Genomic DNA, 13,604 nt, shown 5'->3' with positions numbered 1-13,604 from the left:
TTCTGCATTTTGTGACTGAACACTTGGATGGAAATTTAACATGCTTAGAAGCCGGATAAATCGCCAAATGGCTGCAGCAGCTGTGCACTGGCCATTCTTTTCCGGGCAGCCGACTCTTCGATTTGACTTTGGTCAATGAACCGGAGCGCACTCGTCGGGCATACCCGTACACATTCCGGTCCATTGCCGCTTTCTTCACAGAGATCGCATTTTTGCGCAACGATTCTTTCCTTCCGGCTTGGCACGCCCGCAGTATTTGACCGCAGGCCGGATTGCAACTGCTTCTGACCATCCCGATACGCAGTAACCATCTGAATGGCCCCAAAAGGGCAGACCAGCATGCAGGTCTTACAGCCAATACATGTATCCTGGTTAATAAAAATGCTATGCTCCTTGTTCGTAATCGAACCGTTCGGGCACACATTCGCGCAAGGCGCATCCTCACAATGTCTGCACTGCACAGGGGCAGTAACTTCGTTCGTTTCGATTACGCTCAGACGCGGGTAAAAGGCAATCTCGCTTTCTTCCTGCTCAAACAGACGGTTTCCCGAATGCGCAACGACACAGGCTGCTTCACAAGTATGACATCCAATACATTTATCAGGATCAGCAACTACGAAACTGTTCATTTCAATTCCCCCTTAACACTTCTGGAAAAGAACTTGGTATGCAGCAAATGGTGTGAAGTATGGCCTAAAGGCTCACCTAAAAAGTCTTTGTATAATTTAATAATTGCCGGATTCTCATGCGACTTGCGGACCTTCTGGTTGGAATCATGACGGTAAATCGAGCTCTTTCGGGCCTGATAAGCGGCCTTTCGCTGCGTCTCCAGCAGAAGCTTCGGCTGGCCACCGCCGCTAACGCAACCTTCGGGGCAAGCCATCACTTCGATAAAATGATAGGGGCAGGTGCCATCGGATACTTGTTCCAAAATGGATGAAACATATTTAAGTCCCGCGACTATGGCCACCTTCAGTTCCAAATCCCCAATCTGAACCGTAGCCGTACGAATTCCTTCATCCCCTCTGATAAAATCGAGCTGGAGGTTCGGGATGGATTCGTGCGTTACCAGCTCATACCCCGTTCGGATCGCCGCTTCCATGACCCCTCCGGTGGCGCCAAAGATCGTCCCTGCTCCGGAATATTTGCCGAGCGGCGAGTCAAACGGTTCGTCGGGCAGATTCATGAAATCAATGCCCTTATCCTTGATTAACTGGGCAAGTTCCCTCGTTGTAATAACCATATCTACTTCGCGAAGCCCGTCGACATTCATCTCATCCCTGCCGGCTTCAAATTTCTTGCAAGTACAGGGCATGACCGCCACACTGAGAATATCGGCCGGGGCAACTCCGTCCAATTCGGCGCTGTACGTCTTGACCAATGCCCCTACCATTTGCATCGGCGACTTGCAGCTCGACAGATGATCCAGCACATGCGGCGCGGCCGTCTCCGCATGCTTGACCCAAGCCGGGCAGCAGGAGGTGAACATGGGCAGCCGCTCGCCGGACATGACTCTGCCTATTAATTCACTGCCTTCTTCCATAATCGTGACGTCGGCGCCGAAATTTGTATCATATACCCTGTCGAAATTCAGCAGTCTTAATGCCGCCGCCATCTTGCCCGGCGTTAATGTGCCAAAGGGCAAGCCGAATTCCTCAGCCAGCGACACGCGGATAACCGGAGCGCATTGCACGACCTTATACCGCTTCGGGTCAGCCAGCGCTTCCTTTAGCTCTAATGCATGTCCGGTCGAATAGGCGGCGAATAGCGGTTCACGGACACTGGAAAGCTGACCTCTTTGCCGCAGCTTCTCTGCGCGGGAAGTGAGGGCAGGTTCGCTTTCCGCCGCGTAAGCGGCGCATGTCTGTACACATTGCCCGCAAACGACGCAGCGGTGCGCATCAATTTTTTGGGGTGTGCCCGCTTCCCCGATAATGGCATCCACAGGGCATACCGCCGCGCACCGCCTGCACCCGGTGCATAGTTCTTCGTCAATATGAATAATCGGATCGATGTTTGGCGTCACAGATGAACCCTTCTTTTCTATGATTAGGTTTGTCATAATCTCAGCCCTGCCGCTTTCCGCGATCTGGATGCCCCGAGGCTCTGACTGACCAGCTTCAGCGCCTGTTCCGGACAGACCGAGACGCAAGCGGGCATCGGTTCGCCTCCGCCTTCAGACGGGGTCCCGCTATTATTCACTGCGGCTGCTGCCGCAATCTCTCCAGAAGCGATATTCCCGGAATTGGTGATATCATGGCATAAATCACATTTATAAGCGATGACTCTCGTTTTCCGTTCCAACCGGCCGTCCAGTCGTTCCCTTAAGTACGGCTGCTTATGCTCCTGGCCGTTGCTGTACGCCTTATACAGGCTGATCGCTCCAAAAGGGCAAGCTATGGCGCAAGCTTTGCAGCCTATACAGCGATCCTCATCGATGGTAATAGCGCCTTCCTCTTGGACGATCGCTTGTACCGGACAGACGCCGGCGCAAGGCGCGTTCTCGCAATGCCGGCACTGAACAGGCATTGTGAAGCTGTCCGTGCGGATAACATACAGCCTTGGAATAACCGGCGTGGTGACCGTACCTACCGCAGCAGCCACCCCATTATCACGGTTATGCACGGCGAAGCAAGCCAGTTCGCACGCTTTACAGCCTATGCATTTGCCGGCTTCGGCAATGACGAACGAATTGGGCTGTTCCTTCTTCATGCCTGACCCGCCCCCACATGCATCTGCTTTCTAAGCGACTCATATTGCTGCCGCACCTTCTGTTCGGCCCGAAGCTGATCCGGAATCCGCTCCAGGCGAATCGCGCAATATTTATATTCCGGCGTCTTGGAGATAGGGTCCAAGGCATCGCCGGTCAGTTCGTTGCAAGCGCCAATCCAGAAATGATAGGTCATATAGGTGGCGCCTGTTTTGACCCGGTCGCTGATTTGCGCTCTGGCGACAATCCTTCCCCGCCGGGAGATAATTCTAACAAGCTGACCGTCTTCAATGCCGAGGCTCGAAGCATCCCCGGGACTAATCTGGATATTACCGGGCTCGTCGGACAACTGGCTAAGGGCGCGGCAGTTCCCGGTCATCGTGCGGACGGAATAATGTCCGACCTCACGGACAGTCGACAGCGTTAACGGATATTCCTGATCCGGCTGCTCGAGCGGAGCTCTCCATTCACAGGCGAACAGCCGCCCTTTTCCGTTAGCCGTCGAAAAGCGGTTACCCTCATATAAATACGGTGTACCCGGATGATCTTCGGTAGGGCAAGGCCACTGAACGCCGCCCTGCTCCTCCATCTTCTTATAGCTTGCTCCCGCAAATTTCGGACTAAGGGCTCTCATCTCGTCCCAGATCTCTTCCGTATTCCGGTAGGACATCGGGTAGCCCATAGCCGTGGCTAGTTCACTGATAATCTGCCAATCCGGTTTTACATCCCCTGGTGGATCTACGGCTTTTCTAATCCGCTGAAATCCGCGGTCGGCCGACGAATACACACCATCATGTTCGCCCCAGGAGGTAGCGGGCAGGATGACATCCGCATGCAGCGCCGTCTTGTTCATGAAGATATCCTGCACAATGACAAACTCCATCTTCTCCAGCGTTTCCCTTACTTCGGCCGCATTCGGATCGCTCTGTACCGGATCTTCGCCAAAAATGTAATAGGCCTTCACCTTATCTTCCTTCAATACTAGATGGGGAATTTCCGTTAAGTGGTAACCGATTTTATCCGGCAGCATGACGCCCCAGGCCTTCTCGAACTTTTTGCGTATTTTGGGATCGGTAACCGATTGATAGCCCGGATATACATTAGGCAATGCCCCCATGTCGCACGAGCCCTGTACGTTGTTCTGGCCGCGAACCGGTCCAATGCCGACACCGGGTCTGCCGAAATTGCCGGTCAGCAGTGCCAGCGAGGCAAGCCCTCTGACTACGTCAACCGCCTGAGCGAATTGGCACACTCCCATGCCGTAGAGAATCATCGCTTTGTTTGCTTTGGCATACTGCCGCATGACCTTGCGAATGTCATCTGCTTTTACACCGGTGATGCTCTCGGCATATTCAGGCGTATACTTTCTCACACTTTCCTTGTATTCAGCAAATCCTTCCACATAGTTGGCTGCATAATCCTTATCATATAACTCTTCCTCTATGAGCACATTGCCAAATGCATTGACAAGCGCCATGTTCGTCCCGCCTTTAAGTGGGAGCCAGGTATCCGCAATTCTAGCCAATTCTGTCTTTCGCGGATCGGATACGATAATGGTTGCGCCTTTCTGCTTCGCTTTGACGATTCTTCTGGCTACGATCGGATGCGTGACTGCGGCATTATAGCCAAAAATAAAGAGCAGATCCGTATCCTCTATTTCCGGAATAGAATTCGACATGGCCCCATCGCCCAGCGAATAGGTCAGCCCTGCTACGGACGGACCATGGCACACTCTGGCACAGTGGTCAATATTATTGGTGCCGATTACCGCCCGCATGAATTTTTGCATCACATAGTTAGCCTCATTGCCCGGTCCTCTGGCCGATCCTGTGCCCATGATGGCATCCGGACCATATTTTTCTTTAATCGCCGTTAGCTTCTCTGCTGTAAATTGGATAGCCTCCTCCCAAGAGACCTCACGCAGAACCCCTTCTTTGCGAATCATGGGCTTGCGGAGACGAGCGGTCAGAATCTGCGGATCATTCAGAAAATCCCAGCCATAATGGCCCTTCAGGCACAAGTTCCCTTCATTTGTTCTTCCATCCGCAGGCTCGGCCCCTACGACCTTCCCGTCTTCAACCAGCAAATTCATGTGACAACCGCTACCGCAATACGGACATATTGTCAGTACTTTGTTCGTCAATTGGATAACCACCTTTTTATGTAATTTTTTGCACAAAGAGCACAACAAAAAAAAAGCCAATACAAAGTATAAATAGAAAAATACACCGTGTACTGGCTTATTAAAAAGCGAAGAGGCTGACGCCCTTTCTCTTTAATCAAACCGATTTATTCAACTGAATCCTAATTGCCTGGCCACTTGGACAAAGCTCGTAAATCTTCCAAGTATATGTAAAAGGACTACCAAGCGTTTCTATCACTTCATCCATAAATTCTTTTTCCAAATAAGGCTTTAAGACTTTCCAATATTCCGCGACGAGATCGACAGCACCTTCTTTTACTAAAATCTCGGATAGATTCGAGAGAATTCCCCTAATCTCAATAATGATTAATTGGTCGTTCTCCAGCTTAACCTTCACATTCTCCGGACCTCTGCCCCGGTAGTGCTTAACAATCTTAACTACAAGTCTTCTAATCTTCTCCTGGTATTCGAATTCAGTCTCAGGCATCCAAACACCTCAATACTAACAATCTTGTAATGGAAGTTAATCTCATTTATTACATGTTCATGTTAGACTCTTCTAAAATTCTTGTCAATAAACAAATTAACACTTGCTGATTCGTTTCCACCTGTTATTCTTGAGTTCATGGACATTATCGTAAAATTTAAAAAAAAGAGCAGCAAAGGTCTGATGCCCGGTTGTCCGTCGGAATCAAACCTTTGCTGCTCTTCTGCTTTTACCTGTAATGCTTCGGGAGCTCCGTTCTGTCAGGCGCCGTCCTCTTTCAGGCGCAGCAGAGCGGCTGCCGCAGCATGCTGCTCCGCTTCCTTCTTCGAGCGACCGCTTCCCTGGCCCAGCGTACGGCTGGCCATACTTACTTCGGAGACGAATTCACGTTCGTGAGCCGGTCCCCGTTCCTCGATAATCCGATACTCCAGGGTGCCCATGCCGTGATGCTGAATCAATTCCTGAAGCTCGGTCTTGAAGTCGGTCATCTGCATTTGCAGCTTCCCATCCCTCTCTACCAGCGGGAATACATGGTTATCCAAAAACTTCCTCACTGTCTCAAGTCCTTGATCTAGATAAAGCGCTCCCACGAAGGATTCGAACACATCGGCCAGCAGCGCCGGCCGGGTTCGTCCTCCCGTCAGCTCTTCGCCTTTGCCAAGCAGCACGTAACGGCCAAAGCCAAGGTTCTCAGCGAACTTGACCAGCGAGGGCTCGCAGACGATAGCAGCCCGCAGCTTGGTCAGCTCGCCTTCCGGCCGGTCCGGAAGCAGATTATATAAATATTCGGAAACCGTCAGCTCCAGGACGGCATCGCCCAAGAATTCAAGACGTTCATTGTCCTGGTGCTGATTGAAACGGTGTTCATTGACATAGGACGCATGGGTAAAAGCCTGCTTCAGCAGCAAAGAATCGTGGAATTGAATATGAAGTTGACTTTGTAATTGCTTCAGGTCCCCATTCATCGCACGGTCTCCTTACTGATTGTATTTTTTCAAAATAACAGTCGCGTTATGTCCTCCGAATCCGAATGAATTCGACATGGCGATGTTCAGCTCGGCTTCACGAGGCTTATTCGGAACATAGTCGAGATCGCATTCGGGATCCGGGTTGTCCAAATTGATTGTTGGAGCAATCATGTTATTCTGAAGGGAAAGTCCGCAAATAATCGCTTCCACCCCGCCAGCTGCACCAAGCAGGTGCCCTGTCATGGATTTCGTGGAGCTGACCGGCACCTTGTACGCATGGTCTCCCAGCGCCATCTTGATAGCCGCCGTCTCCGACTTGTCCCCTACAGGAGTCGAGGTGCCATGCGCGTTAATATAGTCAATTTCCTCGGGCTTGATGCCTGCATCGCGAATCGCCATCTTCATGCAGCGCGCCGCGCCGTCCGGATCGGGTTCGGTCATATGATGGGCATCGCCGCTCAAGCCGTAGCCGATAACCTCGGCATAAATCCAGGCGCCCCGCTGAAGCGCATGCTCCAGAGATTCCAGTACCAGGATGCCGGCGCCTTCACCCATAACGAAGCCGTCTCTGTCCGAATCGAACGGACGGCTTGCCTTTTCAGGCTCGTCATTGCGCGTAGACATCGCTTTCATCGCACAGAAGCCTGCCATGCCCGTCGGACGGATCGTCGCTTCCGCACCGCCGCAGATCATGGCGTCCGCATCACCGCGCTGGATAATACGCAGCGAATCGCCGATGGCGTGGCTCCCCGTCGCGCAGGCGGTAACCTGCGTTGTATTTGGGCCCTTTGCTCCGAGGCTGATGGACAGCTGCCCCGAACCCATATTGGCGATCATCATCGGAATAAAGAACGGGCTGACGCGCTTAGGACCTTTTTCAAGCAGCAGGTTATGCTGATCTTCCCAGGTGCCAAGTCCGCCAATACCCGAACCGACAGATACGCCGACTCTCTCAGCTTCGATATTTTCGCCAATGACGAGGCCGCTGTCATTCAGCGCCAGCTGTCCTGCCGCGAGCGCAAACTGTACGAAACGGTCCATCTTGCGGGCCTCCTTGCGGCCGAACAACTCTTCCGGATCAAAATCTTTAATCGAAGCCGCGATCCGTGTCGGATATTCGCTCACATCGAAGGATTCGATCGTAGAAACCCCGGACTTACCGCTCATCAAGCTGTTCCAGAACGTTTCCAGATCTTTGCCAAGCGATGTCATCACGCCCATACCGGTAACAACCACTCTATGACTCAAAAGCATTCACCCCATCTGATTACTATATCTACAGTTGTAATTTCTCTCTCTTAACACTATATAAACTGCAAACGCCGCGTAAAAAAGCGGCGGTTTGTTATTTTCCTTGGAAATACGCTTATAAAAAGCGCAGCTTTCGCAAAGTGCAACCACTCTAAAATGAGGAGAAGTCCCGCCTTAAGCAGGTACGGGACTTTGTAAGCCAATGACTCTAGGTATGAGATTGTATGTAGTTTACAACTTCACCCACAGTCGTAATCTTCTCTGCATCTTCATCAGAGATTTCCATATCGAATTCATCTTCCAATTCCATCACCAATTCTACAACGTCGAGAGAATCAGCTCCCAAATCATCTTTGAAAGACGCTTCCAGTGTGACTTCGGCTTCGTCGGCTCCTAAGCGGTCGACGACAATGCGCTTTACACGCTCCAATACATCGGACATCCGGTTCACCTCCTCTTTTGGTATTATACGAGATATGAGTTCAAAATGCCATAGAGCTAAAAAAACGCTTTAACCCGCTAATTTTGACGCTCAATCTCACTCAACGGGATTAACCCGGAGCCCCTAAAATATTACATATACATGCCGCCGTCAACATGAAGCGTCTGGCCCGTCATGTACGCTGCACCCTCGGATGCAAGGAATAGCGCCGCCGAAGCAATCTCCTCCGGCAGACCGAGCCGTGCGAGCGGAATGCCCTTCGCCAGATCGGCGCGGACTTCATCAGACAGCTGCCGGGTCATATCGGTGTCGATAAAGCCGGGAGCAATACAGTTAACCGTAATGCCGCGGGAAGCAAGCTCGCGCGCAGCCGACTTGGTCAGACCGATAATGCCGGCTTTCGCCGCCGAATAGTTAGCCTGGCCCGGATTGCCTGTCACGCCGACGACGGAGGAAATATTGATGATCCGGCCATAGCGCTGTTTCATCATCGGACGGGTGACCGCCTTTAGGCAGTTGAACACGCCTTTGAGATTCGTCTCGATGACCTGATCGAATTCTTCCTCTTTCATCCGCATAATCAGATTATCCCTTGTAATGCCCGCGTTATTCACTAGAATATCGATCCGGCCCCAGGCGCCGAGGGTTTCTTTAACCAGGGCTTCCGCCTGTTCGGCGCTGCCGACATTGCCCCGCAGCGCGATTCCTTCAGAGCCGAGCTCCGCGATGCGTTCTACGGTCTCCCGGGCCGCATCTTCGCTGCCTGAATAGTTCACGGCGACCTTGACGCCATGCTCCGCCAGCGCCAGCGCGATGCTGCGGCCGATGCCGCGAGACGCGCCCGTAACGAGGGCCGTCTGGCCCCGCAATGCTGAGAACATCCTTGTATCCCCCTTTCATATTCCGTAAAGCTCGTCCTACTGTTCAATCGGAAGCAGTTCAACCAAGAGCTTCAATGCTTTCCAGGCTGTTAATGTTGATCACCTTGACGTTCTTGTCGATCTTGCGGATGAGTCCGGCGAGCACGCTGCCGGAGCCGATCTCCACAAACGTGTCCACGCCTTCTTCAATCAGCCGTTCCACGGTATCCTGCCACAGTACCGGCGAGTACACCTGCCGGACCAGCAGCTCGCGGATTTCCTCCGGATTCGTGACGGGAAGCGCGGTAACGTTGACGACGACGGGAACGGACGGCACCTTGAACTCAGTCTTCGCCAGCTCGTCCGACAGTCTTTCAGCCGCTGCCTTCATCATGGAGGAGTGGAAAGGACCGCTCACTTCCAGCGGAATTGCCCGCTTGCCGCCTGCTTCCTTCACCCGCTGAACGACCGCGTTCACGCCCGTATGCGAGCCGGATACGACAATCTGTCCCGGGCAGTTGATATTCGCCAGCTCAACCGGGCCATCCTGCTCCGATACGCTGCGGCACAGGTCCGCCAGCGCCTCGCGTCCGGCGCCCAGCACGGCCGCCATCGCACCTTGTCCGCCTGGCACGGCCTCTTCCATAAACTGGCCGCGCAGACGCACCAGCTTGACGGCGTCCTCGTAGGCCAGTACGCCGGCCGCCACCAGCGCGCTGTATTCTCCCAGGCTGTGGCCGGCCACATAATCCGGCGTAAGGCCTTTGCCCTTCAGCGCCTCCAGATAGGCTACGCTCGCTGTCAGCAGCGCGGGCTGCGTATTGGCTGTCTGCTTAAGCTCGCTGTCAGGCCCTTCAAAGACAAGCGTGCTGAGCGGAAAGCCGAGAACTTCATCGCCTTTTTCAAATATCGCACGGGCCTCGGGCACAGCTTCATATGCATCCTTCGCCATACCAACCGCCTGCGCGCCCTGGCCGGGAAATACGAATGCGATTTTACTCATTATGCTATTTGCTCCCTTCCGCTTACCAAATCAATATGGAAGCGCCCCAAGTCAGACCTCCGCCGAAGCCGACCATCAGAACGGTGTCGCCTTCCTTCATCCGTCCCTCTTCCGCCGCTTCCACTAGGGCGAGCGGTATAGATGCCGCCGAGGTGTTCGCGTATTTGTCTACATTGATTACGCACTTCTCCGGCGGAAGTTCAAGACGCTGCATAGCCGACTGAATGATGCGAATATTCGCCTGATGCGGTATGAATAAGTCAATGTCTTCTTTTGCAAGACCCGCCTTGCCAAGCACCTTCTCCGTCGCCGCACCCATAACCCGGACCGCAAACTTGAACACTTCCCGGCCGTTCATATAGATGAAATGCTTCTTGCCTTCCACCGTCTCCGCCGTAGCGGGCAGCCGCGAGCCTCCGCCTTCCAGCTTGAGCAGCGGTCCGCCGGCGCCCTCTGCGCCAAGATCAAAGGACTGGAATCCCCGGCCCTCCGGCACTTCGCCGATTACGACCGCTCCGGCACCGTCGCCAAATAGCACGCAGGTATTTCGGTCCGTATAATCCGTTATCCGTGATAGCGTGTCGGCTCCAATAATCAGGGCATTGTGGTACATGCCGTTCTGAATGAACCCGACTGCTGTCGCCAGACTGTATACAAAGCCGGAGCAAGCCGCAGACAGGTCGAAAGCCGCCGCACCCTTTGCTCCGAGCTTATCCTGCAAAATGCAGGCTGTGGAAGGAAAGGTCGTGTCCGGCGTTATCGTAGCCACAATGATCAGATCAAGATCTTCAGCCTTCATGCCTGCAGAAGCCAGCGCCCGAAGCGACGCTTCATAGGCAAGATCGGAAGTTGCCTCGTCCGGAGCCGCGATATGCCGCTCGCGGATCCCCGTCCGGCTGACAATCCATTCATCATTTGTTTCCACCATTTTTTCCAGATCGCTGTTGGTTAATATTTTTTCGGGTACATATTTTCCCGTGCCGATAATACCGACCGGCCGTAAGTTATTCATAATGTCACTCACTTCCCGCTGATTTCCTTGGATATACTTGGGACAAGACCGGACGATAGCGCCTGCCGCGCCTGCCGGACCGCATTTTTGATGGCGTTTCCGTCAGAAGAACCGTGCCCCTTCACTACGAGACCGCTTAAGCCCAGCAGCGGTGCGCCGCCGTGCTCCTTGTAATCCATCTTGCCTCTGAGACCTCTCAGCTCAGGCATAAGCATCGCCGCCCCAAGCTTCGTCTTGAGGGAACGGGTGAACTGCTCTTTGAGCAGGGCGAATATCGCGCCCGCCGTCCCTTCCAGCGACTTCAGCAAAATATTCCCGGCGAATCCGTCGCAGACGAGCACATCGCAGCTTCCCGTCAGGACGTCACGCGCTTCCACGTTTCCGACAAAGTGGATGCCGGGAAGCTGCTCCAGCAGCGGATACGCTTCCTTTGTCAGCTTGTTGCCCTTGCCGGGCTCCGCGCCGACGTTCAGGAGACCAACGCGCGGCTGCGAAATGCCGTGCACCTTGCTGCGGTAAATGCTTCCCATCAGCGCGTACTGCGCCAAATGCTGCGGCTCGGCATCCATATTCGCGCCTAGATCCAGAGCCAGCACACCGACATCGTCAAGGGTCGGGATCATCGGAGCGAGCGCCGGGCGCTCGATGCCCGGCATTCTTCCGACAATAAGCAGCCCTGTCGTCATAAGGGCCCCCGTATTACCGGCGGATATCATCGCCTCGGCTTCGCCTTCTTTAACCATCTTTCCCGCAACAACCATGGATGAATCCTTTTTTCGCCTTACGGCTTTGACGGGTTCCTCATCGGGTTCGATTACTTCGCTTGCATGGCGGACCGTTACATTGGCCGGCTTATCTTTAAGCAGCGGTGCCAGTCTTGCTTCGTCACCGACTAGAATAATCTGCGTATCTTTCCATTCCGCCGCCGCGGACAAGGCGCCTTCCACGTTGCTCTCGGGCGCGTGGTCCCCGCCCATGGCGTCAATGGCGATCTGCACTACGGCTCACTCCTTCGCTGTATTCTTCGGTTATGGACCGGTACACGACGAAATGGCCCTGAAAGACCATCTCTTCGCCAACATATGTAAATACGTCGACCTCGGCCTTGCCCTTGCGGCCCGCCAGCGAGCGGACATAAGCCTTGGATATGCATTTCTCACCCAGACGGACCATGCGTACAAAGCGGATATCAGCGGAAGCGGTAAGCGCGATTTCGGCATTGATTACGGCAACCGCCAGCGAATTGGCCTGAGCGAATACATAATGGCCGCGGGCAATCCCGTTCCTGGAGAAGACATGCTCCCCACGGATTTCAAAGATCGAAATGCCGCTCTTGTCCAGCTGCAAATCAACGATATCTCCAATCACTTCGTCCACAGGAAGAGAGCGAACCTGATCGTAGGAATGCTCCGCCATCTGCTTCATGCGCTCCCGCAGCTCCGGAATACCAAGCTCCATTCGGTCCAGCCGGATCGTCTGTATGCTGACCTTCAGCTGCCGGGTAAGCTCACGGTCCGTGACAAAAGGATTTTCCTCAATAATCTGCAACAGCTGCTGCTGGCGTTCTTTCTTCGGCACGCGCTCGATGGCGGTTCACCTCCCGTCCTTGTTTATGAAAGCATGCCCTTCTATCGGCCGCAAGTTATGTCGGAAGTTATATTCATTCTAAACTTAGAACCTGGTACTAATATGTAGTATAAAGCATGAGGCCGCAAAAATAAAGCATTGACTTCAGAACCTGCTCCGAACGCCTCCAAAATAGCGGATTCCCTGCACCAAACCTCTTTTACCTTTCCGCAAAAAAAATAGCACCTCACCGATAGATGAAGTACTACTTTGTTTGTAAGGCTACTATTGCTTGATGATCTCTCTTGCTTTGTACGTTCCGCATACTTTGCATACGTGGTGAGCAAGCTTCAATTCTCCGCATTGTTCACATTTCACCATGCCCGGGACAACCAGCTTAAAGTGCGTGCGGCGCTTGTCACGGCGTGTTTTGGACGTTCTACGTTGAGGTACTGCCATGTGTTCCACCTCCTTATTCAAGTCAACCCGATTAATCGGGCCGTTTCAGTCTCATCTTCTCATTTGAAAAAATCTTTCAACCCGGCAAGACGCGGGTCGATTACGGTGTTGTCGCAACTGCAGGCGCCTTCGTTCAGATTATGACCGCACGTGGGACAGAGTCCCTTGCAGCCCGGAGTGCAAAGCACGGAAAGCGGCAAATGAAGAAGATAACTTTCCTGGACATAAGGCGCCAGATCCACGGCTTCATCGGTCACGTAGATAAGATCGTCGTCCCCATCTTCTTCCGGCTCAGCCGGTTCCTTGCCCCACTTGAACTTTTCGGCAAAAGGAATATCCATATGCGTCTTGACAGGAGTCAAGCAACGTGCACATAGCATGTCCGCATCTCCGCTCAGCTTACCCTCCACGGTTACGAGATCCGCAGCCGCGGGCAGCGCATCGAGATCGGCCAATAACGGTGATACAGTCAAAATATCCTTGCGGCCTTTGACGGCTTCGCTTACATCCACATTCTCATGGAAGTGCATAGGTCCGTCGGCATTTGCAATTTTGCGAAAGTGAACCTTCATAAATATCACTCCAAACAAACAAAATTTATTATACCTACCGCATATGACCTTTGTCAACTATTTCCCCTTTATATTGTTAGGTAACAGGACTCTGAATTATGTTATAACTATTAGTAACCCATTCTTGGCGT

15 protein-coding genes are annotated in these 13,604 nt (G+C 53.0%); all 15 read right to left on the bottom strand.

Features of this window, described 5'->3' with window-relative positions; translation table 11 throughout:
- Window positions 1-44 precede the first annotated feature (44 nt).
- Window positions 45-629 (bottom strand): 4Fe-4S dicluster domain-containing protein, encoded by a 585-nt coding sequence (locus tag VK70_RS08945; protein WP_025695460.1) that lies wholly within the window; start codon window positions 627-629, stop codon window positions 45-47.
- Window positions 626-2,026 carry a [FeFe] hydrogenase, group A gene (locus VK70_RS08940; RefSeq protein ID WP_233277793.1) on the bottom strand — a complete coding sequence of 467 codons (1,401 nt, stop codon included), beginning with the start codon at window positions 2,024-2,026 and terminating at the stop codon, window positions 626-628. Before VK70_RS08940 ends, VK70_RS08945 begins: the two co-directional genes overlap by 4 nt.
- 32 nt (window positions 2,027-2,058) lie before the next feature.
- Window positions 2,059-2,712, bottom strand: a complete 654-nt coding sequence (locus VK70_RS08935; RefSeq protein ID WP_046723171.1) for a 4Fe-4S dicluster domain-containing protein — start codon at window positions 2,710-2,712, stop codon at window positions 2,059-2,061.
- A complete protein-coding gene (gene fdhF / locus VK70_RS08930) occupies window positions 2,709-4,853 on the bottom strand; it encodes a formate dehydrogenase subunit alpha (protein WP_025694175.1) in 2,145 nt (714 codons plus the stop codon). The genes VK70_RS08935 and fdhF overlap by 4 nt, the downstream gene beginning before the upstream one ends.
- 136 nt (window positions 4,854-4,989) lie before the next feature.
- Entirely contained in the window at window positions 4,990-5,340 is a 351-nt protein-coding gene (locus VK70_RS08925) for a Na-translocating system protein MpsC family protein (protein WP_025694176.1), read from the bottom strand.
- Window positions 5,341-5,600: 260 nt separating this feature from the next.
- A complete protein-coding gene (gene rnc, locus VK70_RS08920; RefSeq protein WP_046723168.1) occupies window positions 5,601-6,305 on the bottom strand; it encodes a ribonuclease III in 705 nt (234 codons plus the stop codon).
- Window positions 6,306-6,317: 12 nt separating this feature from the next.
- On the bottom strand, window positions 6,318-7,556 hold the full coding sequence (fabF, locus tag VK70_RS08915; protein WP_025694919.1) for a beta-ketoacyl-ACP synthase II: 1,239 nt from the start codon (window positions 7,554-7,556) through the stop codon (window positions 6,318-6,320).
- Window positions 7,557-7,767: 211 nt separating this feature from the next.
- On the bottom strand, window positions 7,768-8,001 hold the full coding sequence (gene acpP / locus VK70_RS08910; RefSeq protein ID WP_025334828.1) for an acyl carrier protein: 234 nt from the start codon (window positions 7,999-8,001) through the stop codon (window positions 7,768-7,770).
- A gap of 131 nt (window positions 8,002-8,132) precedes the next feature.
- The gene (gene fabG / locus VK70_RS08905; protein ID WP_025694920.1) at window positions 8,133-8,882 is read right to left on the bottom strand and encodes a 3-oxoacyl-ACP reductase FabG; all 750 of its coding nucleotides are present in this window, start codon (window positions 8,880-8,882) and stop codon (window positions 8,133-8,135) included.
- A 58-nt stretch (window positions 8,883-8,940) separates the two neighbouring features.
- Window positions 8,941-9,864 (bottom strand): ACP S-malonyltransferase, encoded by a 924-nt coding sequence (fabD, locus tag VK70_RS08900; protein ID WP_046723165.1) that lies wholly within the window; start codon window positions 9,862-9,864, stop codon window positions 8,941-8,943.
- Window positions 9,865-9,886: 22 nt separating this feature from the next.
- Window positions 9,887-10,876 (bottom strand): beta-ketoacyl-ACP synthase III, encoded by a 990-nt coding sequence (locus VK70_RS08895; RefSeq protein ID WP_025694245.1) that lies wholly within the window; start codon window positions 10,874-10,876, stop codon window positions 9,887-9,889.
- An 8-nt stretch (window positions 10,877-10,884) separates the two neighbouring features.
- On the bottom strand, window positions 10,885-11,874 hold the full coding sequence (gene plsX, locus VK70_RS08890; protein WP_025694246.1) for a phosphate acyltransferase PlsX: 990 nt from the start codon (window positions 11,872-11,874) through the stop codon (window positions 10,885-10,887).
- Window positions 11,858-12,454: a transcription factor FapR gene (gene fapR / locus VK70_RS08885; protein ID WP_025694247.1), complete on the bottom strand. Its 597-nt coding sequence runs from the start codon at window positions 12,452-12,454 to the stop codon at window positions 11,858-11,860. The genes plsX and fapR overlap by 17 nt, the downstream gene beginning before the upstream one ends.
- Before the next feature lie 273 nt (window positions 12,455-12,727).
- Window positions 12,728-12,901 carry a 50S ribosomal protein L32 gene (rpmF, locus tag VK70_RS08880; RefSeq protein ID WP_019911234.1) on the bottom strand — a complete coding sequence of 58 codons (174 nt, stop codon included), beginning with the start codon at window positions 12,899-12,901 and terminating at the stop codon, window positions 12,728-12,730.
- A 59-nt stretch (window positions 12,902-12,960) separates the two neighbouring features.
- The gene (locus VK70_RS08875; RefSeq protein WP_025694248.1) at window positions 12,961-13,473 is read right to left on the bottom strand and encodes a YceD family protein; all 513 of its coding nucleotides are present in this window, start codon (window positions 13,471-13,473) and stop codon (window positions 12,961-12,963) included.
- Between the last annotated feature and the right edge of the window lie 131 nt (window positions 13,474-13,604).

Source organism: Paenibacillus durus ATCC 35681, from assembly GCF_000993825.1.
GTDB classification, from domain to species: domain Bacteria; phylum Bacillota; class Bacilli; order Paenibacillales; family Paenibacillaceae; genus Paenibacillus_AQ; species Paenibacillus_AQ durus_B.
This window is presented reverse-complemented; position numbering and strand designations above follow the sequence as displayed.